Here is a 24,321-nt window from a genome sequence, read left to right as displayed (position 1 = left end):
GGCGACTTCACCGCCGGGGCTTGCGTCGCGCGGGCCGGGGGGCAGGCTCGGGCGGCAGCGTCGAGAGCCAGGCGTCCACGTCCGCCACCCGCGCATCCAGGCCGGCCTCGGTGAAGCGCGCCCGGGCCTGGGCCGCCTCCCCGCGGGCCGCCGGGGGCTGCTGCGTCATCCACAGGGCGCGAGCCAGGGCGAAGCCGGACTCGGCCAGCACGTCGGGCGGGGCCGACGCGAAGGAGACGGCCTGCCGCAGCGGCGCCACCGATTCGTTCGCCTTGCCCAGCTCCAGCAACGCCTGGCCCACGCCGTCATAGGAGTACTGGAGGCGCTCGTCGTCCGCGGGTAGCGCCGCGCGCTTGATGACCAGCGCCTCTTCGTAGGCCTTCAGCGCCTCGTCGTAGCGCTTCATCGCGTGCAGGCACATGCCCACCTCGTCCAGGGTCTCCGCGTACAGGACGCTCGTCTCGCCCTGCGTGGCCTTGCGGACCTGGGCCGCCGCCTGCGCGTGCGCCAGGGCCTTGGCGTCCTGCTTCAGCTCGCGCAGCGTCAGCGACAGCATGCCGTGGCGCTGGGCCATGTCCGGGTGCCAGGGGCCCACCGCGGCCTCCGTCAGTGTCAGCGCTTCCTCCAGCAGCTTCACCGCCTCCTCGGGCTTCCCCAGGTCCAGCATCACGCCGCCCAGCAGGAAGGTGGTTCGCGCGCGCTTGGGGTGGCCCAGGGGCAGGGCGTGGGCCTGGAGCGCCTTGGCCTGCTCCAGCAGCGTGCGCGCATCCTCGAAGCGCTCCTGCGACACCGCGAGGTTGGCCTGGTTCATCCGCACGTCGGCTTCCAGCACGGGCTCGCCGCCCAGACGCTGGAGGGTCGCGTGTGCCAGCTCGCCCCAGTCCGAGGCCTGGGTGAAGTGCTGCTGGCCGTCCTCCACGTAGAGCAGCTTGTTGAGGATGGCGACCTTCAGCCGGTCCGCCCGCCCCGCCTCGGCGTCGCGCACGGCGTGGAAGAGCTGCTTCGACGCCTCGGGGGACTGGCCGTTCTGTTCCTGGAGCCAGCCCAGGTGGAAGCGCAGCTCGGCCGTGAGCGGCAGGTGGCCGGTGGCCAGCACCGGTGCCTCCAGCGCGCGCGCCGTCTCCAGGGCTTTCGGATAGCGGCCCGCGTCCACCAGCGCCTTCACGCCCGCGAGCTGCTCCTCCAGCTTCTCGATGTCGGCGCGCTTCGCCGCGTCCGAGGGCAGCCGCTGTTGTTCGGCCAGGGACTCCTCGTCCTCGCATTCGTGCAGCGAGGGCAGGGCGTGCACCGCGTCCACCGACTTCTCCACCAGCGACGCGTCCGCGCTGGACAGCAGCGCCACCGTGGCGCGCACGTCCTTGTGCCGCCGCGCCAGACACACCGTTCGCCGTGTCAGCAGCTCCTCCGTCTGCACGCCGTGGACGTGGGTGGCTTCGCAGGCCTCGGTGCTCTGCTGCTTCCACGCGCTCGCGTAGCCGTCCAGCACCTGGGACACCTTGCCGGCCAGCTCCTGCGCGAAGGGCTTGCCAGTGGCGAGGAAGGCCGCCTCCACCTGTTGCCGCGCCGCCGGGCTCCAGACGTCATCCATGCGCGCGCCCGCGGCCGCGCAGACCTGGGACTGCTGGTAGAGGACGCCGCCCACCAGGGCCACGCCCGCCGCCACGGTGCTCGCGCCCGCCACCCAGCGCCGGCGCTTCGTGAAGCGGTGCTCTTGTGACAGCGCGCCGAGCAGCGCCTCCATGGACGCGAAGCGCGCGGCCGGGTCCAGCGACAGGCCGCGCATCATCGCCTGCTTCACCCAGGCGGGGACCTTCACGTCGCGCGGCGGCTCCTGGATGAGGACGGGCGGCGGCAGGGGCTTGGGGGCCTCTCGCTCCAGGGGCGCCGTCACGTTCAGCGGCTCGGTGGCCTCGACCACGGGCTGGGCCTGGGGCTTCCGCGAGGAGGCATAGGCCTCCATCTTGGCGGGCTCGAAGGGGCGCTGACGGTAGAGCGCCCAGTACAGCGCGACGCAGAAGCTGAACTGGTCCGAGCGCGGGTCCAGGTCATCCCCACGGAACTGCTCCGGGGACATGTAGCTGGGCGTGCCGATGATGAGGCCCGCCTCGGTGAGGGGCGTGTCCAGCATGCGCCGCTCGGAGGGAATGAGGGCCTCTGCGTCCTCGGAGAGGGGCTCCTCCTTGGGCAGCGTGCCCACCGGCCGCGCCAGGCCGAAGTCGGTGACGAAGACGCGGCCTGCCTTGTTCACCAGCACGTTGGCGGGCTTGAAGTCGCGGTGCACCAGCCCGGCTTCGTGCGCGGCCTGGAGCCCCCGGCCCGCGGCGAGGAAGGACTCCAGAATCTCTCGCCAGGAGCGCTGCCCCTCCTTCACCCACGAGGCCAGGGTGCCGCCGTCCACCAGCTCCATGGCCAGGAAGACGCGGTCACCCCACACGTCCACGTCGAAGATGGGGATGACGTTGGGGTGCGAGACGCGCGCCATGGCCTGCGCCTCGCGCAGCAGCCGGGCTCGGGCCTCCTCCGAGTCCGTCCGCGAGTCCGCGTGCAGCAGCTTGAGCGCCACCTTGCGGTCCAGGTCCGGGTCATAGGCGGCGTACACCACGCCCATGCCGCCCTGTCCCAGGCGCTTGAGGAGGAAGTAGCGCCCCACCTGGGGAACGGGTGGCGCGTCGTCGCGCCGCGACCCAGGGCCGGTGCCGAAGGCATCGCCCTCTCGATTGCCCGTGCCCGCGCGTCCTCTACCGCTGTCTCTCATGCTCATGGCCGATGCACCCGGCGTCACTCTATCCGCGCTTGTCCATCAGGCCCATGTTCCAGGCTGTTCGCATGGCTGCCTGCGCACCCGGCCTGTGTCTGCCGTCACCGACGCGTGGGGGACTGTCCTCTGGACCTCCTGGGTGCTTCAGAGGACAGGGGGCGCGTTTGCGCGAACTACACCGGTGTGAACTTCACGCCGGTCGCCTTCGCACGCTCCAAAGCCTGCTTGATGTCCTCGGAGACGATGAGGGCGATGGACCAGCCCCAGGTGCGGAACACCTGGGCGTTGCCCACCTGGGCGAGGTCGACGCGCATGCCGTAGACATCCCGGTACTGCCCCACCTTCTCGGGCCGCCCATCCTCCGGGCGCCAGTGGAGCACCTCTTCCGATGCTGCGTCGTCAATGCAGCGAATGAGCCTCGTGGCCACCAGGATGAAGTACGGGTCCAGGGGGCCATGGATGTCCACGGGGAGGAGCTGCACGTCCTTGGGAGCCATCTCCAGGAAGATGTTGGCCACGCTGGCGCTGACCACGGGAGTGCTGAAGCCCGCGAGAGAAAAATCGAGGGCCTTGCCCGGCTCCTCGATAGGAACCGTGAATCGCTGGCTCACCTCCACTGGATGGCCCTCCCGGAACATCCAAGGGTCGTCTACTTCGTGACCTCGCGCATCTCCCGGGTGGCCCAACTCCCAACGGCCCGGAATGGAAACGTTGTCGGCGAGCTGGAAATACTTCTTGGCCATCATGGCGCCTCGGTATCACTCGGTTCGAGTGAGGAGCTTGTTCAAGCCGGAGCCCGGGGCGCCGGCTTCCTTGGCGAGTTGTCTGAGTTCGTTGACCAAGGCCTCCCGGCACTCGGTCATCTTCCGGCAGCCTTTCGTCGCTTCCTCCAGCCGTGCGTAGACCCGCTCATGATACCTCTGGGGATGGGGGCCCTTGTGGCCCTTCACGGGCACGATGTTCTCAGGGTCTTCCAGCTCCATCCCTGCCTTCTTGAAGATTCTCTTGAACCGGGGCGTCCAGGGCCCGCCGCGCACGGTGGAGACGCCGTTCTTGTTCGTCGCGAGGTGGTGGTTTTCGGAGCGGCCGCCGCTCATGCCTTGGGCCGCCATGGCGACCGCGTTGGGCGCCAGGGCGACAGTGAAGCCCTCGGCCGTCATCGCCACCGACTGCACGCTTCCGATAGTCAAGTACTGATAGCCCGCCTGCGTCTCCACCGCGAGCGCAGCCTGCGCCGAGCCCGGCAGTCTCGAGGACTGCGTCGCCAGGCCCGCCGTATTGCTTATCGCCGCCGTGGCCAGCATGACGAAGACGCGCGCCGCGTTCTCCCCGAGCACTTCGCCGTACGCCTCGCCCGCCTCGCTGAGTTGCTCGAAGGTGGTGGCCCGGTCCACTTCGCGCACCAGCGCCATCCACCCGTCCAGAATGCGCCACACGGTATCCACGCCCAGGTAGGCAATGGCCGAGGCCGTCAGCAGGGCGGCCAGTCCCTTGCTCACTGGCTCGGGCAGCGACCAGAGGAGCAGGTACATGCTGACCGAGGCACTCACCGTCGCCAGCAGTGCCTGTGGGTCGGCCATGTCCTCCAGCGCCTCTGCTGTCTCTTCCCACACCGAGTCCATGGCGATGGCCATGGCCAGCGAGTACTTGCCGTCGCTGGCCAGCAGCGGGCCTTCTGACAACAGGCGCAGGCAGTCACCGGGCTGCGACTTGCGCTCGCACCAGCGGCCATAGGCGCGCGTCAGTTCGTCATCCGCGTAGACTTCCAGGAGATGCGGACCGCCTGGGTCCTTCCCTTCATCCTGGGGGATGAGCCGGGGGCCGTGCCCCTCGTACAGGTACACGCCGCTTCGCTCGGGAACGCCGAAGCGCTGGCGGGCCTCGCGCAGGGGATTGGAGAAGGGCCGCACGCCCCGGGCGAGCGCCACCATGGTCTCCTCGAATTCATCGTCGGCCAGTTCCACAGGCCCGTCGCCTTCCTCCGCGAAGGGCGTGTGGACGATGAGATGTCCGTCGCCGGTGTCCAGGCGCACGAGTCGCGTGGTCGAACAGCCTGTGACGGCAAGCGCCAGCACCAGCCAGATGACCGCATGCGCTCTCATCCAAGTCCTCCGGTTCCGGGGCGCGCTCCTGCGAGACCAGGCCAGGAATACAAGAAGAGTCCGACCAAGGGCCACGAGATGTCCAAGCGCAGTGACGGCTCGCTCGGCGAACTCCTGGCTCCTGTCAGGTGAGCCCAGCGCCGCTACCATCTCCGGTTGGGCGTAGGTAGACAGTGGTGATGCCGGGGGGGAGCCGACGGAAGGACTCGGCGTGCACGTTCCCCACTCCGCGGTTACCTTCGGGCCGCCATGTCCCTTCGCAAGGATTACATCGAGCGGCTCATCGAGGAGTTCGCCGCCGCGCTGGCCCGCATCATCAAGGCGCGCCGGGAGAAGAAGCTCGCGGACGCCCAGCGCCTCATCCAGGAGACGGCGCTGTCCTCGCTGGGCATGGAGTACGCCGCGCTGCTGATGGCGGACCCGGGGGCCACCGCGCGGCTGCTGGGCTCCCCCACGCGCGTGAAGGTGCTCGCGCGCCTGGTCGCCGAGGACGGAGAGCTGAGCGCCGAGCAGGGCGACACCGCCACGGCCACTTCCCGCATTCACTATGCGCTCGCGCTGTACGACGAAGTCCAGGCCCTGGGCCTCACGCCGGACGCCGACGACACGGCCACCATCGCCCGGCTGCGCGGCCTGCTGGCGGTGCCTGACGCCCGCTGAACGCAATCCCTCACACCCGTCCGAGAGATGGGTCCTCTATCTGACAGAGTGAACGCCTGGATGTCTTCCATTGGGCGTGTCTAAAGGCACCCTCGGGGACCCCTGGGTTGCATGTCAGTCCATTCTCCTGGTTACAATGGCAGGCCATTTCTCCACGCCAGACACCTGGGGGGTGTGCGTGTCCTTCATCCAGCTTCCGCGGAGCGTCGTCTCGTGCCGTAACCTCGTTGGAGGAAGCTGGCAGGTGCCGCCCGGTGCGGCGCACCTTGATGTCCGGAGCCCCTACACGGGCACCGTCATTGGCAGGGTTCCCCTGACGCCCGCATCCGGAGTCGCCCAGGCGGTGGAGGCCGCGAAGGCGGCGGCGGCTGCCTGGAAGAACACCTCGCTGCGGGAGCGCACGCAGTACCTGTACCGCTTCCGCCAGTTCCTCGAGCGTGACCTGGACGCCCTGGCCCAGCTGGCCGCCAGCGAGGCGGGGAAGACGGTGGCGGAGGCCCGCGCGGGCCTGCTCAAGGGCATGGAGGTCTGCGACTTCGCGCTGTCCCTCCAGAACCTCGACACGGGCGCGCACCTGGAGGTCAGCCGCGGCATCTCCTGTGAGTACCGCCGCGAGCCGCTGGGCGTCGTCGCCGGAATCACTCCGTTCAACTTCCCGGCCATGGTGCCGATGTGGATGTTCCCCATCGCCGTCACGCTGGGCAACGCCTTCATCCTCAAGCCGTCGGAGAAGGTGCCGCTGACCGCGTGCGCGCTGGGCGAGCTCATGTGTGAGGCTGGCTACCCCGCGGGCGTCTTCTCCGTCGTGCACGGCGGCAAGGAGGCGGTGGACGCGCTGGTGGCGCACCCGGACGTGCAGGCGGTGGGTTTCGTCGGCTCGTCCGCGGTGGCGCGCCACCTGTACGCGGAGGGCTGCAAGCGCGGCAAGCGCGTGCTGGCGCTGGGCAGCGCGAAGAACCACCTCATCGTCGTGCCGGACGCGGACCCGGAGTTGACGCCGCAGGCGGTGGTGGACTCGTTCACCGGCTGCGCGGGCCAGCGCTGCATGGCGGCCAGCGTGCTGCTCGCGGTGGGCAACGTGGAGTCCCTTCTCCAGGAAGTCGTCCGCCGCGCGGCGAAGCTGGAATTGGGCCCCGGCATGGGCGCGCTCATCGACCGGGGCTCGTTGGACCGCTTGGAGACGGCCATTGCCCGCGCGGAGGCCGAGGGCGCGCGGGTGCTGCTGGACGGCCGTGGCCACAAGCCGCAGGGCGAGCCGTGGTCCGGCGGCAACTGGCTGGGCCCCACGCTGCTGGACGGCGTGCGTCCGGAGATGGAGGCCGCGCGGCGCGAGCTGTTCGGCCCGGTGCTCTCCATCGTCCGGGTGCCCACGCTGTCCGCGGCGCTGGCGGTGGAGAACGCGTCGCCCTACGGCAACGCGGCGTCCATCTTCACCACGAACGGTGGGGTGGCGCAGACGGTGGTGGAGGGCGTGCGCGCCGGCATGGTGGGCGTCAACGTGGGCGTCCCTGTCCCGCGTGAGCCGTTCTCCTTCGGTGGCACGGGCGATTCGCGCTTCGGGCACGGGGACATCACCGGGCCGTCCAGCCTCGACTTCTGGACGCAGGTGAAGAAGGTCACCCGCAAGTGGTCGGCCCGGACCGACGGCTCGTGGATGAGCTGAAGCGCGCCCCACGACGCGAAGCACCGCCCCCCGCACCCCGACTTTGCTCCCGCGCCCGCAAGGAGGGCGCTCCCATGGCCGAGAAAAAGAATCTCAATCACATCCGCCTCACCTCCCACCCGGATGGCGACGTCCCCAGCGTCCCCATCCGCTGGGGAGACGGCGAGCCGACGCGCCGCGGCCCCGTCGTCGCCACGCTGACGGAAGCCGGGCACCGCAACGTCATCGGCACGCATGCCGGCGCGTATGCCGTGTACCGCGCGCTCGCCGTGGCCGCGGGCATGCTGCCGCAGGACCACCGCGCCGACCTGAAGAACACCGCGCCCGCCGCGCAGGTGGGGCCGCATCCGTCGTGGAGCGACCCGCAGCGCATCGTCTCGCTGGACCCGTGGGGCGCCATCGCGCCGCAGGCGTTCCGGCCCTTCGCGGAGCAGGGCATCGACTTCCGGCCGACCATCGCCGTCACCAAGGCGCACATCAACTTCCCCGAGGTGCGCGACGCCATCGATGCCGGGCGCTTGACGCCGGACGGGGACCTGCTGCGCGGCAACGGCGACATCAAGGTGACCAAGGCCGCGGTGGACCCGGTGTGGTACCTGCCGGGCATCGCGAAGCGCTTCGGCATGACGGAGAGCGCGCTGCGCCGTGGTCTCTTCGAGCAGACGGGCGGCATGTTCCCGGAGCTGATTACGCGCCCGGACCTGCACGTCTTCCTGCCGCCCATTGGCGGGCTGACGCTGTACGTCTTCGGCGGCATCGAGACGCTGGCGGACCGGGATGTGCCGCTGACGGTGCGCGTGCATGACGAGTGCAACGGCTCCGACGTGTTCGGCAGCGACATTTGCACCTGTCGGCCCTACCTGGCGCACGGCATCGAGGAGTGCGTACGCACCGCGCAGGCGGGCGGCGCGGGGCTCATCGTCTACCTGCGCAAGGAAGGCCGGGCGCTGGGCGAGGTGACGAAGTTCCTCGTGTACAACGCGCGCAAGCGGCAGGAGGGCGGCGACTCCGCGGCCACCTACTTCCAGCGCACCGAGTGCGTGGCCGGCGTGCAGGACATGCGCTTCCAGGAGCTGATGCCGGACGTGCTGCACTGGCTGGGCATCACCCGCATCCACCGCTTCGTATCGATGAGTGACATGAAGCACGACGCGATTACGCGCTCGGGCATTGAAATCCTGGAGCGCGTCCCCATCCCCGACGAGCTCATCCCCGCCGACGCCAAGGTGGAGATGGAGGCGAAGAAGGCCGCGGGTTACTTCACGCAAGGGCCGGTGGCGGACGCGGCGGGGCTGGCGCAGGTGAAGGGGCGGGACCTCGATGTCTGATTTCTCATTGGCCAGGCCGGACCTCTCTCCCGCGGTGGCGTGGCTGCGCACGCCGTCCGCCATCCGCGAGCGGTGCCACCAACTGTTGGACCTGGGGCTGGCGGGCAAGCTGGAGCACTTCCGCGTCGAGCCGTCGCGGCTGCCCATCGTCGTGGACACGGTGCTGCACGTGACGCGCGAGCACTACCCCACGCTGGATGTGCCGCTGCACAGCCGCTGGCGCCACTTCGACGTGGGCGGCGTGGCGCGGTTGGCGGAGCTGGAGGCGCGGCTGAAGGACGCCTCTCTTCAAGAGCGGGCGCGCGCGAAGCTGGACCTGGTGGTGGTGAGCGTGCTGCTGGACGCGGGCAGTGGCCCGCAGTGGCGCTACCAGGAGGCCGGCGGAAAGACGTGGGCGCGCTCCGAGGGACTGGCCGTGGCCAGCTTCCGCATGTTCATGGAGGGGCGCTTCTCGTCGGACCCGGACCGGCCGCTGCGCGTGGACGCGGAGGCGCTGGGGCGGCTCACGCGCGAGGCGCTCGCGCAGGGCATGCAGGTGACGGATGCCAACCCGGTGGATGGGCTGGAGGGCCGGCTGCACCTGCTGCACGGGCTGGCGAAGGTGCTGCCTCGGCCAGGGGCGCTGCTGGACATCATCACCGCGCAGCAGCGCAGCGTGCGCGCCGCGGAGCTGCTGGGGCTGGTGTTGGAGGTGCTGGGCCCCATCTGGCCGGGGCGGGTGATGGTGGACGCGGTGAACCTGGGCGACGTGTGGCCACATCCCGCGCTGGGGTCGGTGGAGAGCCTGGAGGCGCTGGTGCCCTTCCACAAGCTGTCGCAGTGGCTGACGTATTCCCTGGTGGAGCCGCTGTCCGAGGCCGGTGTGGTGGTGACGGAGCTGGATGGCCTCACCGGCCTGCCCGAGTACCGCAACGGTGGCTTGCTGGTGGACCTGGGCGTGCTGTCTCCCCGGGAGCCGCGCCTCTTCACGCAGTCCTTCCACCCGGGTGACGAGCCCATCGTGGAGTGGCGCGCGCTGACGGTGGCCCTGCTGGACCGGGTGGCGGCGCTGGTGCGTGGACGGCTGGGCCTGAGCGCGGAGGAGCTGCCGCTGGGGAAGGTGCTCCAGGGTGGCACGTGGACCGCGGGCCGGCGCGTGGCGGCGGAGCGGCGCCCTGGTGGCGGGCCGCCCATCCGCGTGGACAGTGACGGCACGGTGTTCTGACGGGAGGACGCAATGGAGTTTCCGAACTGCACGGTGGTGGACCACCCGCTGGTGAAGCACAAGCTCACGCAGATGCGCCGGGTGGAGACGAGCACCGCCTCCTTTCGGGCGCTGCTCCAGGAAATCTCACTGCTGCTCGCCTATGAGGCGCTGAGAGACCTCAAGGTGCGCGAGGAGGACATCCAGACGCCCATGGCACGCACGGTGGCGCCGGTGCTGGATGGCAAGAAGTTGGTGCTGGTGGCCATCATGCGCGCGGGGCAGGGCATCCTCGACGGGATGTTGCAACTGGTGCCCTCCGCGCGCGTGGGGCACATCGGCCTGTACCGAGACCCGGAGACGCTGTCGCCGGTGGAGTACTACTACCGCGTGCCCGGCCAGCTCGCGGACCGGGACGTGGTGGTGTGCGACCCGATGCTCGCCACGGGGAACTCGGCGGTGGCCGCGCTCCAGCGGCTGAAGAAGAGCAAGCCCGGCTCATTGCGCTTCGTCTGTCTGCTGGCGTGCCCGGAGGGCCTGACGAACCTGCGCGAGCACCACCCGGACGTCCACGTCTACACCGCCGCCATCGACGAGCGATTGGACGAGCACGGCTACATCCTCCCGGGCCTGGGCGACGCGGGCGACCGGCTCTTCGGGACCAAGTAGCGCGGTGGAGGAGATACCCCTTACCCGGCAACGGTGACTTGGCGCGCGGACGTGTCCGGGACAGGATGCGCGCCGCGGACGGGGCCGGCGCAATCGGTTGGGGTGCAGTGATGCAAGGAATGCTTGTTCGCGCCCGGCGCATGAGGGTCTGGCTGGGCTGCGCCAGTGTGCTGGGACTGTCGGGAATCGCCCGGGCGGAGTCGGAGCCGTGCGCGTGCTCCACGTCGAACCAGAGCGTCGTCTCCGAGGTGCCGTGCCTCATTTTCCGCGCGTCCGTCAGCTGCGGACTGAGCAACGTGCGCAACGCCTGTGCGCAGACGGTGACGCTGGTCGACTGGCCGTTGTCGAGCTGTCCGGACAGTGTGTGCACCCAGGCGCTCGCACCAGGTGAAGAGGCGAGCTTCCTCTTCGGCAGGGAGGAGTCCGAGAGAGAGCGCTTCGTCGAGCAGTCCTACACGGTGCAGGTGGACGGCGTGGACCAGCGGCTCGCCATCAGCGCGGAGGTGACGTGCTGGGACGTCCGTGATTCCGATGGTTGTGCAGCGGCGCCGGGTGCGCTGGGCGCGGCGGGGGTGGCGCTGCTGGTGGGCGCGGTGGCTCGCCGGCGCCGGGGAGCGTAAAAGCAGGGCCTGAGCGCCGCGGTCCGCTAGCACCCGGGGGGCTCTTCCAGCGATGCCGGGTGTCTGGATTAGGGTGGAGGTGTGTCCGCCTCCGTCCTGCTGCTGTTGCCCCTGCTTTGTGCCTCCGCCCCCACGCGCGTGGAGCTGGTGTTTGGTGGGGATGTGATTCCCCATGGCGAGGTGAAGGATGTCGCGAGGCTGCACGCCCGCACCGGGGCGCCGCCACCGGAAGGAGGCCGGGCGCCCTCGCTCAACCATGAGGGCTGGGACCACGTCTTCGGGCCCATCGCGGACGTGCTGCGCACGGCGGACGTGGGCGTCGTGAATCTGGAGACGCCCGTCACCGACAACACGAAGGCGGTCGCGCGGGAGCTCTTGTTCAACGCGCCGTCGGCCATGGTGCACGCGCTGGCCTCGGCCGGGGTGAAGGTGGTGTCCACCGCGAACAACCACGCGAGGGACCAGCACCCCGCGGGCATGTTGGAGACGCTGCGGCACCTGGATGCGGCGGGCATCCGTCATACGGGCACGGGCGCGACGAAGGACGCCGCGTGGGAGCCCGCCTTCGTGGACGTGCGAGGCGTGAAGGTGGGGTTCCTGTCCTTCACGCGCATGCTGAATGGCTTCAGCAATCCGAAGGATGCGCAGGCGCCGCACGTCGCGCTGGTGCCCTATTCGGGGCACGAAACGCACCGGGGGATTCAGCCCGAACAGGCCGTGGAAGCCGTGCGCGCCGCGGCGGCGCAATGTGACGCGCTCATCGTGCTGGCGCACTGGGGGACGGAGTACAAGGGGGAGCCACGGCCCGAGGACCGTGAGCTGGGACGCGCGCTGCTGGACGCGGGGGCGAGGGCGGTCATCGGGCACCATCCGCACGTGCTCCAGCCGCTGGAGTCGTACCAGACGGTGGATGGGCGCAAGGGGCTTATCGCGTACTCGCTGGGCAACCTGGTGGCGAACCAGGACCGCTTCTACCAGCACGCAGCGGGGACGAAGAGCTCGGGGGGCGACCGGCGGGACTCGATGTTGCTGCGGCTGTCGCTGGTGCGGCCCATGCCCGGTGTGTCGGTGGCTCTGGAGGAAGTGGCGGTGCTGCCGGTGTGGATTGAGAACAACGCGGTGGGGCGGGCGCGAAATGAGTCGCGGAACATCCAGCCAGTGCTCATCGACCGGGAGGTGGAGGAGGTGACGGCGCGGCTGGCGTTGCTGGCGGCGCGCCCCGCGCCTCTGGACAAGGAGACACGCGCGCAGAAGGCCTTGCTGGAGCGGCGGCTGGAAGGCTCCAAGCACCGGCGTGAGCGCATTCTCCGGATGTTGCCGGAAGGGTTCGCGGTGGCGTCGCCGGAGTTGCGTCAGCGCGGGACGGCGGCCGTGCCTCCAGGGCGGTTGGCCTCACAGCCGTGACGGCGAAGGCTCACGGGGGTGTGCCTCAGTCCATTCTGGCTGTGGGATGTCCATGGTGTTTCAGTCAGGCGGACTTCAGGGTGAGCCGGCTTCTGGGCAAGTCACGCCTGGGGTTGGGGTAGAGTGCATCCTATGCGTCAATCCGCCATTCTCCTCCTGCCTCTGTTGATACTGGCCTGCAAGAAGGACTCGAAAGAGCCGGACACGAAGCAGGCTGCGGTTCACGTCAAGATTGGCCACCACCCGAAATTCAGTCAGGGCTGCATCACGGTGGAGGCCCATGGTGGCACCGGTGAGACGGTGCTCGCGGAGTTCAAGGAGCCCGGTCAGTTCGACACCAACGACCCGGTGTTGAACGTCGCCGTCTTTCGGAAGGCGGACTGGGCGCGGGACGTCGAAATCACCGTCAGGGCTTTCGAGAAGGGCTGCGCGACGGAGCAGTTGGTGGATGAGCGGAAGCAGACCTTCAGCTTCGCCTCAGCGGGCCGGCAGGAGTGGATGATCGAGGACCTGCACACCGCTGACGAGGACGGTGACGGCTTCGTCTCACCGGGTGGTCCGATGAACCGGGGGACGGACTGCGATGACCTGCGGGCGACGGCTTTCCCCGGCGCGCCGGAACTCTGTAACGGCCTGGATGACAACTGCGACGGCCAGATGGAAACGGGTTTCGTCAACAGGGTCTGGTACCTGGACCGCGACCGCGACAGCTTCGGACGCAATGGGCCCGGCACGGAGGCCTGTGACCCGCCGAGTGAACTTCATGTCGAGGTGACGGGGGACTGTGACGACGAGCGGGCCGACATCCATCCAAACGCCGTGGAGGCATGCAACAGCGTGGATGACAACTGCGACGGGCGCGCCGACGAGCTGTTCACGGAGGGGCCGGGTGCCCTGGGGACGGCGTGCACGGAGTTCTGCAACGGGACGTATGCATGCAACGACACGCAGACGGGGACGGTCTGCGTCGGCACGCCTCCGACGCTGCTCTACTCGGACGCGGACAGCGATGGAGAGGGCGAGAAGGACAGTGCGCCGGTGGGAGAGCTGTGCCCTGACGCGCCTATGCCTTCGATGATGGCGGACAACACGCGGGACTGTGATGACGCTGACCCTGGCACGAACACCCTGGCGACGGAGGTTTGCGACGGGCTGGACAACGACTGCGACGGGCAGGTGGATGAGGAGATGTCCTGCGGCTCGCTGAAGAAGGTGGTGGACCCCGTGCTGGCAGGGGGCAATTGGAGGACGGTGGCCGTGCACCCGAGTGGTTACCCGGTGTGGGTGGCGGGATTGGGGGGCAGGCTGGCGGTGAAGATGGACGCGACTTCAGCGTTCGTGAGTCACGGCGGGGATACGGCGACCCGGTGTGGGCCGGCCGGAAACCTGCTGGACTGGCACGCGGCCTGGATTAGCCCCAATAATAGTTATGTGCTCATAGCCGGCGAGGACGGCCATATAGGCGAGCACAACGGCGGCTCCTGTTCCTCATTCCAGTTCGACCTCCCTGGCAAGAACGACTACTTCTCAAGCGTCGTTGGAGTAGGAAGTCCAGCTCAGGTATTCGCGGTCTCCACCTTGGGCCAGTTGTACGAGTGGACAGGTGCTGCCCTGCGCCACGACTCACCCGGCCGGTACTGGGGGCTCCATGCATTCGGTCAGAATGCGCTGTATGCAGTGGGCTCGACAGGAGAGTTGTCACCACTGACGCCGGTGGTGAATCTCTATACCCGCAGCATCCCCTGGGGCACTCCGGCAGTGCACAACCTCCAGGGGACCGCGGGCTACAACGGCGGCTTGCGAGCGGTATGGGCTGCGGACGCGACGCTCATCTACGCGGTGGGCGACGGCGGCTTGGTGGTGAAAGGCAGTGGCCAGTCGAGGGACTGGGAGCGGGTGCTCCCGCAGGCGGGACCCGTGCTCAACTACGTCAGTGTGGCTGCCCCGCCCGGGACCATGAATGCCTACGTCATTGGCAACGAGGGCAATGCAGGACGGCTGCAGCGGTTGACCCCACACGGCTGGGCCAAGGCTCCAGCCTTCACCCCAAGCGCGCCGAACGTGCCGCTCCGCGACATCGCCATGACCTCCTCAAGCAACTTCTGGATCGTCGGCGACGACGGAAACGTCTACCACTTCCCGGAGCCGTAACCCTCCACTCCGCCATAGGTTGATGGGTTGGAGTTGGCAGGGTTTGCCCAGGGTGTCTGTCTGAACTAAAATCCAGGCATGCTTGTTGCCATGACCTGGAGGCGGTGCCTGTCGCTCGCCGCATGCATATGGATTGTCATTCCAGTGCATGCGGCCAGAGCTGATGGCGACTTTGAGCGTCATGTCGCGGAGGCCGTGCGCCTCTATGATGATCTCGAATACGAGCGAGCCCTCGAGCAGCTGGATCGTGCCCGAGGGAGCCTCCGAGGGTCGCGCGATCGAGTGACGCTTGCATTGCATCGCGGCATCATCAGCGCGGACCTCGGGCGGTGGCAGGCGGCGCGTGACGAGTTCCGTTCAGCCCTTCTGCTTGAGCCAGAGGCACGCCTTCCCTTGCGCGTTTCCCCCAAAGTCGGGCGGGAGTTCGAGGCCCAGCGTGCACTCGCGAAAGCGGAACTGGCGCGTAGACGAAGGGACTCGCCCACGCGGGAAGCAGCCCGCATCGAGCAGGCCGAGGTGGAAACGGAGTCGGTTGCGGACGCCTCTTCAGCGCTGCCCGCCGCGCTGACGCCTACCGAACAGGCCACGGCTTCGAGCCCAGTGGAGGTCCAAGCCTGGACAGCAACGTCGAGCGCTTCCTGGAGGCGCATCGGGGGGCGGCAGGTGCCGCTTGCCAGTCTGGTGCTGCTGGGGGCTGGCATTGCGGCAACCGGTACGGGAACCGTCTTCGGCGTCTCTTCCCGAGGGCAGCTCGCGGACGCTCGGGAGGCGAGGTTCCACGAGCATCTCGTGGAACATCGCGGCCGTGCGCAGCGCAGTGCGAGAACGGCCAACGTCCTCTTTGGTACGGCCGGGGTTGCGGCAGCGGGTGCCCTGGTGACCTGGCTCTTGTTGGGAGAGCGGGACGAGGCCGTCACGCAGCAAGGGGGGGCACGATGATGCGCTGGAGCGTGGCTTTGCTGCTGCTGTTCACCGCGTGCTCCGTCCCGAGCCTGGAGGAACTCCAAGGTGAACGTCCCCTGGCATGTGATGCGCAGCATGCCTGTGGAGCGGGACAGGTATGTGTTTTGGGTGCCTGTCAGAAGAGCCCCTGTGGTTCAGCCTCGCCGTCGGTGGCATACCTTGATGCGGATGGGGATGGTTTCGCCGCAGTGAATGCGCCTTCGCGCGTGTTCTGTGGCGCTGTTCCGGCTGGCTACGCCTCGACCTTGGGAGACTGCGATGACCTGCGCGCGGAGGCCTATCCTGGCGCTCCGGAACTTTGTAACGGCCTGGATGATAACTGCGACGGCCAGATTGAAACGGGTGTCGTCAACAAGGTCTGGTACCTGGACCGCGACCGCGACAGCTTCGGACGCAATGGGCCCGGCACGGAGGCCTGTGACCCGCCGAGTGAACTTCATGTCGAGGTGACGGGGGATTGTGACGACGAGCGGGCCGACATCCATCCAAACGCCGTGGAGGCATGCAACGGCTCGGATGACAACTGCGACGGGCGCGCCGACGAGCTGTTCACGGAGGGGCCGGGTGCCCTGGGGACGGCGTGCACGGAGTTCTGCAACGGGACGTATGCATGCAACGACGCGCAGACGGGGACTGTCTGCGTCGGCACGCCTTCGACGCCGCTCTACGCGGACGCGGACAGCGACGGTGAAGGCGAGAAGGACAGTGCGCCGGTGGGAGAGCTGTGCCCTGACGCGCCCATGCCTTCGATGATGGCGGACAACACGCGGGACTGTGATGACGCTGACCCTGGCACGAACACCCTGGCGACGGAGGTTTGCGACGGGCTGGACAACGACTGCGACGGGCAGGTGGATGAGGAGATGTCCTGCGGCTCGCTGAAGAAGGTGGTGGACCCCGTGCTGGCAGGGGGCAATTGGAGGACGGTGGCCGTGCACCCGAGTGGTTACCCGGTGTGGGTGGCGGGATTGGGGGGTAGGCTGGCGGTGAAGATGGACGCGACTTCAGCGTTCGTGAGTCACGGCGGGGATACGGCGACCCGGTGTGGGCCGGCCGGAAACCTGCTGGACTGGCACGCGGCCTGGATTAGCCCCAATAATAGTTATGTGCTCATAGCCGGCGAGGACGGCCATATAGGCGAGCACAACGGCGGCTCCTGTTCCTCATTCCAGTTCGACCTCCCTGGCAAGAACGACTACTTCTCAAGCGTCGTTGGAGTAGGAAGTCCAGCTCAGGTATTCGCGGTCTCCACCTTGGGCCAGTTGTACGAGTGGACAGGTGCTGCCCTGCGCCACGACTCACCCGGCCGGTACTGGGGGCTCCATGCATTCGGTCAGAATGCGCTGTATGCAGTGGGCTCGACAGGAGAGTTGTCACCACTGACGCCGGTGGTGAATCTCTATACCCGCAGCATCACCTGGGGCACTCCGGCTGCGCACAACCTCCAGGGGACCGCGGGCTACAACGGCGGCTTGCGAGCGGTATGGGCTGCGGATGCGACGCTCATCTACGCGGTGGGCGACGGCGGCTTGGTGGTGAAAGGCAGTGGCCAGTCGAGGGACTGGGAGCGGGTGCTCCCGCAGGCGGGACCCGTGCTCAACTACGTCAGTGTGGCTGCCCCGCCCGGGACCATGAATGCCTACGTCATTGGCAACGAGGGCAATGCAGGACGGCTACAGCGGCTGACCCCACACGGATGGGCCAAGGCGCCAGCCTTCACCCCAAGCGCACCGAACGTGCCGCTCCGCGACATCGCCATGACCTCCTCAAGCAACTTCTGGATCGTCGGCGACGATGGAAACGTCTACCACTTCCCGGAGCCGTAACCCTCAGCCGCCGCCCCGTCCCTCAGGCCCTGAGGGCGGGGCGCGGTCCTCGCGGGCCAGCTCCCGCAGGGCCACGAGTTTCTCCAGCAGCGGCCCTCCGTGTTTCATCCGGGCAATCCGCTGTGATGGATAGATGCCCCGTTGCCCCGTGAGCAGGTACGCCACCGTGGCCACAATCGCCACGTGGGGCAACACATTCGCCCCCAACAGCTCCACGGCCATGATGGACAGCGCCAGCGGCGTATTCGCCGCCGCCGCGAACAGGGCCGCCATGCCCACCGCCGCGCCCAAATCCAACGGCAGGCCCAACAGCCGCGCCAGGACGTTGCCCAGCGATGCGCCGATGAAGAACAGCGGCGTCACCTCGCCGCCCAGGAATCCCGCGGCCAGCGTCACCACCGTGAAGGCAAGCTTCCACGCGAACGCCGACACGGGCAGCGCCGGGTCCTCGAAGGCTCGCTGGATGCCCGGTACCCCCAGGCCCAGGTAGTCATCCGTACCGGCCAGCAGCCACAGCAGCAGCACGGCCAGACCGCCCAACGCCATCCGCAGCGGCAACACCTGCACGCGCTGCTCCAGCAGCTTCTTCAGCCGGTGCATCAACTCCACGAACACCACCGCCACCACGGCCACCGCCACCGCGAACACCAGCCACTTCGCCAGCACCGCCACTGTCAGCGGCAGCGCCCCCGGCGCCGGATACGGCGTGTGGTGGATGCCCAGCCCCCGCGTCACCATGTCTCCCACCACGGATGCCACCAGCGCGGGCAGCAGGGCCTCGTAGCCCATGCGCCCCACCACCACGACCTCCAGCCCGAACACCGCCCCCGCCACCGGCGTGCCGAACACCGAACCGAACCCACCCGCGATGCCCGCGGCCAGCAGCTCGCGGCGTGTGTCCGGGCCCACCCGGAAGCGTCGCGCCACCAGGTCCGCCAGACTGCCGCCCATCTGCACCGCTGTGCCCTCGCGGCCCGCACTGCCGCCGAACAGGTGCGTCAGCACGGTCCCCACCAGCACCATGGGCGCCATGCGCACCGGCACCTGCGCGTCGCTCGCGTGCACCGTGTCCAGCACCAGGTTGTTGCCCCCGCGAATGGGCCTACCCCACTTCCCGTACACCGCCCCCAGCACCAGCCCCGCCACCGGCAGCGCGTACACCAGCCACGGGTGCCCCTCCCGGAAGTGCGTCGCTTCGTCCAACAGGTACAAGAAGACCGCGGATGCCACGCCGCAGACGACGCCCACCAGCCCACCCAGGAGCAGCCACTGCATCAGCGCTCTCGTGCCACGGGAAAGATTCACGTGAAACACTCCGGACCTGGGTGAAACATGATGAAACACCGCGTCAAAGGTTTGCTCCGCGTCATTCTTACGACATCGGTCCAAACACGGGTGAGGTCATAACAACACCAGCTATTCTGACTTGATGCGTTATTCTTGTTTCAGGGTGATTTGCAAATCGACGCCATGTAGCCTCCGCGCTCCCCCAACAACCCCCCAGTGGGAATCCAAAGGAGCGGGGCATGTCTTTCCGTCACAGCGGGATGTCCGTCGTCGCCATGTGCGCGGCCTTCACGGTCGGTGGTAGCGCGATGGCGAGCACCCTCAACCAGAACACGTCGTGGACCATCGACCAGCCGTCGACGTCGACGAAGTACCGCGTGGTGGCCTACGGCGACTCTATCTACGCCGGCTACAACGGTTCCGTCTTCTTCTGGAACGTGGCTCGCCGCGCGGCGCCGGTGGTGCAGGGCGAGGACCTGGCGCGGAAGTGGAACGCGGACGTGGAGGTCATCCGCCGCACCAAGTCCGGCGCGAAGGCGGACGACATCTACAACAACAAGATTGTCTCTGAGCGCTCGTACATGCAGGCGGCGAACACCCGCGTCGTCATGTTCGAGATGTGTGGCAACGACTACCTCCAGGCGCGCAGCGCCTTCTCTGGGCAGACGGGCACCTGTAACTACTCGGGCCTGGAGGCCGCGCTGGCGACCTGCACCACGTACATGGAGCGGGCGATGCAGACCATCAACCAGTACGCGCCCGCCACCGCGACGAAGATCATCTCCAACATCTACTACCCGGGCTTCAACGCGGACAACGTGAACACCCAGTGCCGGGACTCCGCCACGGGCCAGGTGGTGAACAAGCGGGAGAAGTTCCTGCCGCTGCTGGCGAGGAGCAACTGGCGTGCGTGCAGCCTGGCGGCTCGCCACGGCTTCAAGTGCGCGGACTCGTTCGCGGAGTACATGGCCGCGGATTACGACTCCAACGGTGATGGCAAGGTGGACTCCGAGGCCATCCGCTACATCGAGGGCGAGTCCGAGGCGGCGTACGTCCAGCGCATCTCCGTCACGCTGCGCTCCACGCTGCGCGACTCGAACACGCACTTCGTCAACGCGAGCACCAGCTACGACTACCTCCAGTCTGACGACACCCACCCGACCTACACCGGTGGCACCATTTCCAGCTCTGGCGGCACCGGCGCGCTGCCCACCGATACCTCGACCTGGAACAAGACTGGCCACGACCGCATGGGCTGGGAGAGCGCGAAGTTCAACCCCGCCAGGCCGTAGTCACTGCGACCGCGCTCACGCCTCGGGTGTGGGCGCGGTGCTTGGGCCTCCGGTTGCCTTCGGGAACCGGGGGCCTTGTCGTTTCCAGCGCCTGGCGCGCACGTCACATCATGAAGCGCGCGCCGATCAACCCAAGCGTGCCGACGTAGTAGACGAGCCAGCAGAACCACTCCGCCGCACGCCGCACGCCGCGCGCCCAGGCTGGCAGAAGCCACGCCGCCAGGAGCGACGCGCCCTCTGCGACGACGCGCCAGAAGCAGGCGAAGAGCAGCAGGCACAACGAGATTGGCGCGTAGTACCGGCCGAACGAACGCAGGTACGCGTCCAATCCGTACATCCTGTACTCACCCAGCGCGCCGCCAAACGAGATGACCTGGTACGAGTAGAAGAGGATGGCCGTGGGCACCAGCGGGAAGAACACGAACTTCACCAGCAGGTGGTACCAGCGGCGGCGCCACAGGGCATGGCGCGCATGGGCGTAACGAATCAGTGTGTGGGATTGCGCGGCGCCTGGTGCTCCGTGCTGGCCCAGCGAGTTCAGCAGGGGCAGGGCGTCCTCCACCTCCAGCGCGTGGCTGAAAGCGCGGCCTGACCGCATCCGCAGCGCCAGGCCGGGGCCCGGGAGCGGCAGCCGCCAGGGGCGCACCGCGCTCACGGCTTCGAAGGGAATCTCCATCCGGGCGCCGCCGCGCAGCGTCAGGGTCCACTGGTGGGTGTCCACGGCGACGATGGCCCGGCGGCTGCGGCGCAGCGCGGAGACGAACGCGAGCGGTAGCACGACTCGCAGCACCAGCCCGACGACGATGGGCACGGGCTGCATCCGCTGGGTCCCTTCGGAAATTTCCATCCAGAGCTGCGCGGTGAAGTGGAGCAGGGCGCCCAGCGCGGCGAGCTGCGTCACCACCGCGAGCCCTCGCAGCCCGGGTGTCCAGGCGTGCACCGCGAAGCGAGCGGGCTCGGGCGTGGTGGCGGGTGGCGTGCCGCCGGGGGCATCGGTGACGAGAATGGACGAAGAGCTCATGAGGGTGAGCGGAAGGCGCTGTGTTTGCCTAGGAGGGAGTGGCTCCGTAGCATACGCAGCCCGGAGGTCTTCGCGAGAACATGAGGCCGCAGTCCCCTGCACCAAAGCGTCGCGTCGACAGCGACGGCGTCACGCACATCACGCCCGCTCGAACGGGGAAGGGTCTGGGTGTGTGGCTCGTGGGCGGCGCGTGTGTCTTCACGCTCGCGTGCATTGGCTTGAGTGTCTGGTGGGGTTCGACCGACATCAAGGTGGAAGCGCCGCCGCCGCTCGCGGAGGTGCCGCTGCCCATCCCGCCTCCCACGTCCGAGGTGCGTGCCCGCGCGCCGCGGACACGGCCGCCTCCCGTCGCTGCTTCAGCTCCGCAGCCTGCCCCCGAGCCTGTTGCCGAACTGGCCACCGATACCGATGTCCAGGAGCCGGCCATGGACTCCGAACTGACGGGCATGCAGCTCTACCGGCCCGGGACGAAGCCCATCAAGAAAGGCCTCGTCGTCCCCGATGACTTCGAGCTGCCGCCCGGGTACGTGCGTCATTTCCAGTACAAGGACTCGGGTGAAATCGTGGCGGCCGTGCTGATGTTCCATCCCGACCATCAGCCCGTGGATGCGAACGGGCAGCCGATTCCCAAGCCCGCCGACGGGCTGGTGCCCGAGGAGCTGGCCCCTCCGGGAATGCCTATCCAACGGTTGGAGCTGCCCGAGGGCGCGGAGAGTGGGGCGCCCTCGCCGTGACCGGCGTCCAGGTGGGGGTGGGACGCGGGTGGCACCTGGGAGCGGCGCTGCTTGGTGTCCTGGGGACCACGGTCCTGTTCGCGCTGTTCGGGCGGCTGGAGGCGCGCTGGCTGGCGCTCGGCTGGGTGGCGATGGTGCCCTGGCTCGCGGCGTTGGACCGGGCCCGCTCGGCACGCGAGGCGCTGAGCCTGGGCGTGCTGCTCAGTGTGACGTTCACCGCCGCCGTCTTTCACTGGTTCCCGGGCGCGCTCCAGGCGTACTCGCGGGCGCCCACGGTGGTTGGTTGGGCGCTGTTCCTGCTGGTGGCGCCGCTGCTCCAGCTCCAGTTCGTCGCCGCCGCGCTGGCCCGGTACGCGGCGCGGCGTCTGGCGCGGGAGGGGCAGGGCTGGTTGCCGCCCCTGGTGGGGACGCTCGTATACGTGGGTGTGGAGGGCGTCACGCCCAAGCTCTTCGCGGACACGTTGGGGCATGGGCTCTATGCCTCTGAGTGGCTACGCCAGGGCGCGGACGTGGCGGGCGCGCCGGGACTCACGCTGGTGTTGCTGCTGGGCAATGAGTGCGTGCTCGCGGCGCTTCGTCAGTCACAGCGGGGTTTGCGTGCTGCCTGGCGGCCCGTGGCAGGGCTCGCGGCGCTGGTGCTCGTGTTGTCGGGGTACGGCGCCTTCCGGCATGCGCAGGTGCGCGAGGCAACCCGGCGTGAGGGCGGGCTGGTGGTGGGCGCGGTGCAGGCGAACATCACCCGCTACGAGAAGCTGAAGGCGGAGATGGGCGCCTACGAAGTCGTGCGGATGGTGCTCGACACGCACTACGCGATGTCGGACGCGCTGCTGCGCGACGGACCGGTGGACCTGTTGGTGTGGCCGGAGACGGTGTACCCCACTCCTTTTGGAGCGCCGCGCAGCGAGACGGGCGCGGCGCTGGACGCGGAGATCGCCGGCTACGTCTCCGAGCGCGGGGTGCCGCTTGTGTTCGGCACGTATGACCTGGAGGGCGAGCGCGAGTTCAACGCGGCCATGTTCCTGGGGCCGTCGTCACCTGGAGGCGCGTTCGAGCGCGCCGCGTACCGCAAGACGATGCTCTTCCCGCTGACGGAGTGGGTGCCGGACGCCATCGACACCCCCACGCTTCGCGAGTGGCTGCCGTGGACAGGACGCTGGAAGCGAGGGCCCGGGCCTCGGGCGGTGAGCTTCACGCTGCGCGACGGACGCCAGCTCCGGGTGGCGCCGCTCATCTGCTACGAGACCATCTTCCCCGAGTATGTCGCGCAGGGCGTGCGGCAGGGCGCGGAGCTGCTGCTCACGCTGTCCAACGACTCGTGGTTCACCGGCACGCCCGCGCCCCGGTTGCACCTGATGCACGCGGCCTTCCGCAGCATCGAGACGCGGCGGCCACAGGTCCGGGTGACGAACTCGGGTGTGACCGCGCTCATCGACATCACGGGCGCGGTGGTGGCCGAGGTGGACGACAACCAGCGCGCGGGCCTCACCATGCGCGTGCCGGAGACGACCGCGCTGACGACACTCGCCCTGGCGTGGGGAGACTGGCTGAGCCCAATTGCGCTGGTGTCATCGGTGGTGGGCCTCGCGGGTGCGGCACTGGCGCGGCGGAGGGCTCGGCCCTGATGGGCTTCAGGACGTAGCGGGGACCCTCGGTGCCGCCGTCAAGCAGGCTCAGGCGGTGCAAGAAGCCCGTGTTCATATCCACCGACGCGATGTGGCGCGTGGGAAAGCGCCGGGTCGATTTCTACGCGAGGCGCGCACCGAGCATGGCGCGCACCGAGCGAGTGAGGCTCTCGATGGAGACCGTGTGGCCGCGCTGAGCCAACTGCTCGGCGAGCACCGCCATCGACCTGTCATCGCCGAGCGCCATGAGTTCGCGGCAGTGCGGGTCGCTCGTCAACCATGCGAGCGCCTCGCGTGTTGCGAGTCCCTTGCTTCCGCGCAGCCGATTCTCGACCTCGGGCCGCAGCGCTGAGCGCCCTTCATTCGCGAGCGCCATCGCCCGGCCAAAATCGAGGTCGCCGCGTTCATCGAAAGCGGCGGGTTCGAACATCTCCTCGAACGTCGCGTGGTCGTGGATGTCCGGGGTGAATTCGCCCCAACCGGTCGACCCACACACCAGCGTCCGCCGGCACCGGTCCGCGTCGATGCTCGTGTTGCCGTCGAGCAACACGAGCGCGGCTTCGCACGAGCGCGCCCACAGCACCGCGCCGCCGTCACCCCACGTTCCGCTCACGATGCCGAGCCCTCTGCCGACGACCAGGTCGCCCTCGATTCCGACGCGCGCGCTCGCGGCGAAGCGCACGTTCCTCGCGCGCACGTTGCCAGTCACAATCAGCGTGCTCGTCAGGTAATCGTCGGTCGTGCACACGAGATCGCCGCTCGTCTCGAGGTCCCCGTCGATGATGACAGCCCAGGGGCCGGGCCCACTTTTGAGCGTGTCGTCGAGGCGCAGACCTGTGTTGACGATGCGAGGCACGACGATGCCGTTGGTCTCCGGGTCGTTGAGCTGCTCGGTCTCGAGGAACGAGGCGAGCCAGCTCGCCCCAGCAAATCGCCTGGCGACCTCAGCGAACGTCGTCTTTTCTCCGAGCTCGTCGACTTGAATCATCGCGAGCACGCTACGGCATGCAGCGCCGGAGCGGCAACGCTCGCCACCCC

19 protein-coding genes are annotated in these 24,321 nt (G+C 68.6%); 13 read left to right on the top strand and 6 right to left on the bottom strand.

Annotation, left to right across the window (positions count from 1 at the left end; genetic code table 11):
- Positions 1-7: 7 nt before the first annotated feature.
- From FMQ63_RS09300 to FMQ63_RS09290, 3 genes are all read right to left on the bottom strand, one after another.
- A complete protein-coding gene (locus tag FMQ63_RS09300) occupies positions 8-2,761 on the bottom strand; it encodes a serine/threonine-protein kinase (protein WP_171452257.1) in 2,754 nt (917 codons plus the stop codon).
- 170 nt (positions 2,762-2,931) lie between these two features.
- Complete coding sequence (locus FMQ63_RS09295; RefSeq protein ID WP_011550265.1) at positions 2,932-3,504, bottom strand: DUF1629 domain-containing protein; 573 nt, start codon at positions 3,502-3,504, stop codon at positions 2,932-2,934.
- 12 nt (positions 3,505-3,516) lie between these two features.
- Positions 3,517-4,860: an AHH domain-containing protein gene (locus FMQ63_RS09290; RefSeq protein ID WP_011550266.1), complete on the bottom strand. Its 1,344-nt coding sequence runs from the start codon at positions 4,858-4,860 to the stop codon at positions 3,517-3,519.
- 249 nt (positions 4,861-5,109) lie between these two features.
- Between FMQ63_RS09290 and FMQ63_RS09285 the strand changes: the two genes are divergently transcribed.
- The 10 genes from FMQ63_RS09285 to FMQ63_RS09240 all read left to right on the top strand — a co-directional run bounded on the left by FMQ63_RS09285 (position 5,110) and on the right by FMQ63_RS09240 (position 17,327).
- Positions 5,110-5,520 (top strand): hypothetical protein, encoded by a 411-nt coding sequence (locus FMQ63_RS09285; protein ID WP_011550267.1) that lies wholly within the window; start codon positions 5,110-5,112, stop codon positions 5,518-5,520.
- Positions 5,521-5,656: 136 nt separating this feature from the next.
- Complete coding sequence (locus tag FMQ63_RS09280; protein WP_020477940.1) at positions 5,657-7,183, top strand: CoA-acylating methylmalonate-semialdehyde dehydrogenase; 1,527 nt, start codon at positions 5,657-5,659, stop codon at positions 7,181-7,183.
- Positions 7,184-7,257: 74 nt separating this feature from the next.
- Positions 7,258-8,511 carry a GTP cyclohydrolase II gene (locus FMQ63_RS09275; protein ID WP_026113915.1) on the top strand — a complete coding sequence of 418 codons (1,254 nt, stop codon included), beginning with the start codon at positions 7,258-7,260 and terminating at the stop codon, positions 8,509-8,511.
- Positions 8,504-9,715: a DUF1688 family protein gene (locus FMQ63_RS09270; RefSeq protein ID WP_011550270.1), complete on the top strand. Its 1,212-nt coding sequence runs from the start codon at positions 8,504-8,506 to the stop codon at positions 9,713-9,715. The genes FMQ63_RS09275 and FMQ63_RS09270 overlap by 8 nt, the downstream gene beginning before the upstream one ends.
- A 12-nt stretch (positions 9,716-9,727) precedes the next feature.
- Positions 9,728-10,363 (top strand): uracil phosphoribosyltransferase, encoded by a 636-nt coding sequence (gene upp, locus FMQ63_RS09265; RefSeq protein ID WP_011550271.1) that lies wholly within the window; start codon positions 9,728-9,730, stop codon positions 10,361-10,363.
- Positions 10,364-10,473: 110 nt separating this feature from the next.
- Complete coding sequence (locus tag FMQ63_RS09260) at positions 10,474-10,983, top strand: MXAN_0125 family MYXO-CTERM protein (RefSeq protein WP_305034231.1); 510 nt, start codon at positions 10,474-10,476, stop codon at positions 10,981-10,983.
- 81 nt (positions 10,984-11,064) lie between these two features.
- Positions 11,065-12,387, top strand: a complete 1,323-nt coding sequence (locus tag FMQ63_RS09255; RefSeq protein ID WP_011550273.1) for a CapA family protein — start codon at positions 11,065-11,067, stop codon at positions 12,385-12,387.
- Between the two features lie 123 nt (positions 12,388-12,510).
- Positions 12,511-14,538, top strand: a complete 2,028-nt coding sequence (locus FMQ63_RS09250) for a putative metal-binding motif-containing protein (RefSeq protein WP_141276596.1) — start codon at positions 12,511-12,513, stop codon at positions 14,536-14,538.
- 78 nt (positions 14,539-14,616) lie between these two features.
- Complete coding sequence (locus FMQ63_RS09245) at positions 14,617-15,477, top strand: hypothetical protein (RefSeq protein WP_011550276.1); 861 nt, start codon at positions 14,617-14,619, stop codon at positions 15,475-15,477.
- On the top strand, positions 15,474-17,327 hold the full coding sequence (locus tag FMQ63_RS09240) for a putative metal-binding motif-containing protein (RefSeq protein WP_011550277.1): 1,854 nt from the start codon (positions 15,474-15,476) through the stop codon (positions 17,325-17,327). Before FMQ63_RS09245 ends, FMQ63_RS09240 begins: the two co-directional genes overlap by 4 nt.
- Before the next feature lie 3 nt (positions 17,328-17,330).
- On the opposite strand, the gene FMQ63_RS09235 is transcribed toward FMQ63_RS09240, so the two are convergent.
- The gene (locus FMQ63_RS09235; protein WP_011550278.1) at positions 17,331-18,632 is read right to left on the bottom strand and encodes a chloride channel protein; all 1,302 of its coding nucleotides are present in this window, start codon (positions 18,630-18,632) and stop codon (positions 17,331-17,333) included.
- A 221-nt stretch (positions 18,633-18,853) separates the two neighbouring features.
- Here FMQ63_RS09235 and FMQ63_RS09230 point away from each other — a divergent pair, with 221 nt between their 5' ends.
- Positions 18,854-19,906, top strand: a complete 1,053-nt coding sequence (locus tag FMQ63_RS09230) for an SGNH/GDSL hydrolase family protein (RefSeq protein WP_011550279.1) — start codon at positions 18,854-18,856, stop codon at positions 19,904-19,906.
- Between the two features lie 103 nt (positions 19,907-20,009).
- On the opposite strand, the gene FMQ63_RS09225 is transcribed toward FMQ63_RS09230, so the two are convergent.
- Positions 20,010-20,927, bottom strand: coding sequence for a hypothetical protein (locus FMQ63_RS09225; protein WP_225909677.1), 918 nt, complete (start codon positions 20,925-20,927; stop codon positions 20,010-20,012).
- Positions 20,928-21,007: 80 nt separating this feature from the next.
- On the opposite strand from FMQ63_RS09225, the gene FMQ63_RS09220 reads away from it, so the two are divergent.
- Positions 21,008-21,661 (top strand): hypothetical protein, encoded by a 654-nt coding sequence (locus tag FMQ63_RS09220; protein WP_011550282.1) that lies wholly within the window; start codon positions 21,008-21,010, stop codon positions 21,659-21,661.
- Entirely contained in the window at positions 21,658-23,283 is a 1,626-nt protein-coding gene (gene lnt / locus FMQ63_RS09215; RefSeq protein ID WP_011550283.1) for an apolipoprotein N-acyltransferase, read from the top strand. The genes FMQ63_RS09220 and lnt overlap by 4 nt, the downstream gene beginning before the upstream one ends.
- A 121-nt stretch (positions 23,284-23,404) precedes the next feature.
- On the opposite strand, the gene FMQ63_RS09210 is transcribed toward lnt, so the two are convergent.
- The gene (locus tag FMQ63_RS09210; RefSeq protein WP_216609377.1) at positions 23,405-24,271 is read right to left on the bottom strand and encodes a hypothetical protein; all 867 of its coding nucleotides are present in this window, start codon (positions 24,269-24,271) and stop codon (positions 23,405-23,407) included.
- Positions 24,272-24,321: the final 50 nt, after the last annotated feature.

The organism is Myxococcus sp. CA005 (assembly GCF_006518205.1).
GTDB classification, from domain to species: Bacteria; Myxococcota; Myxococcia; order Myxococcales; family Myxococcaceae; genus Myxococcus; species Myxococcus xanthus.
Note: the sequence above shows the minus strand (reverse complement) of the source record. Positions and strands in the feature narration are given on the sequence as shown.

Excerpts from the sequence above, each read along its gene's own strand:
- FMQ63_RS09300 (WP_171452257.1), bottom strand. The coding sequence starts at position 2,761 with ATGAGCATGAGAGACAGCGGTAGAGGACGCGCGGGCACGGGCAATCGA.
- FMQ63_RS09295 (WP_011550265.1), bottom strand. The coding sequence starts at position 3,504 with ATGATGGCCAAGAAGTATTTCCAGCTCGCCGACAACGTTTCCATTCCG.
- FMQ63_RS09290 (WP_011550266.1), bottom strand. The coding sequence starts at position 4,860 with ATGAGAGCGCATGCGGTCATCTGGCTGGTGCTGGCGCTTGCCGTCACA.
- FMQ63_RS09285 (WP_011550267.1), top strand. The coding sequence starts at position 5,110 with ATGTCCCTTCGCAAGGATTACATCGAGCGGCTCATCGAGGAGTTCGCC.
- FMQ63_RS09280 (WP_020477940.1), top strand. The coding sequence starts at position 5,657 with ATGGCAGGCCATTTCTCCACGCCAGACACCTGGGGGGTGTGCGTGTCC.
- FMQ63_RS09275 (WP_026113915.1), top strand. The coding sequence starts at position 7,258 with ATGGCCGAGAAAAAGAATCTCAATCACATCCGCCTCACCTCCCACCCG.
- FMQ63_RS09270 (WP_011550270.1), top strand. The coding sequence starts at position 8,504 with ATGTCTGATTTCTCATTGGCCAGGCCGGACCTCTCTCCCGCGGTGGCG.
- upp (WP_011550271.1), top strand. The coding sequence starts at position 9,728 with ATGGAGTTTCCGAACTGCACGGTGGTGGACCACCCGCTGGTGAAGCAC.
- FMQ63_RS09260 (WP_305034231.1), top strand. The coding sequence starts at position 10,474 with ATGCAAGGAATGCTTGTTCGCGCCCGGCGCATGAGGGTCTGGCTGGGC.
- FMQ63_RS09245 (WP_011550276.1), top strand. The coding sequence starts at position 14,617 with ATGCTTGTTGCCATGACCTGGAGGCGGTGCCTGTCGCTCGCCGCATGC.
- FMQ63_RS09240 (WP_011550277.1), top strand. The coding sequence starts at position 15,474 with ATGATGCGCTGGAGCGTGGCTTTGCTGCTGCTGTTCACCGCGTGCTCC.
- FMQ63_RS09230 (WP_011550279.1), top strand. The coding sequence starts at position 18,854 with ATGTCTTTCCGTCACAGCGGGATGTCCGTCGTCGCCATGTGCGCGGCC.
- FMQ63_RS09225 (WP_225909677.1), bottom strand. The coding sequence starts at position 20,927 with ATGAGCTCTTCGTCCATTCTCGTCACCGATGCCCCCGGCGGCACGCCA.
- FMQ63_RS09220 (WP_011550282.1), top strand. The coding sequence starts at position 21,008 with ATGAGGCCGCAGTCCCCTGCACCAAAGCGTCGCGTCGACAGCGACGGC.
- FMQ63_RS09210 (WP_216609377.1), bottom strand. The coding sequence starts at position 24,271 with ATGATTCAAGTCGACGAGCTCGGAGAAAAGACGACGTTCGCTGAGGTC.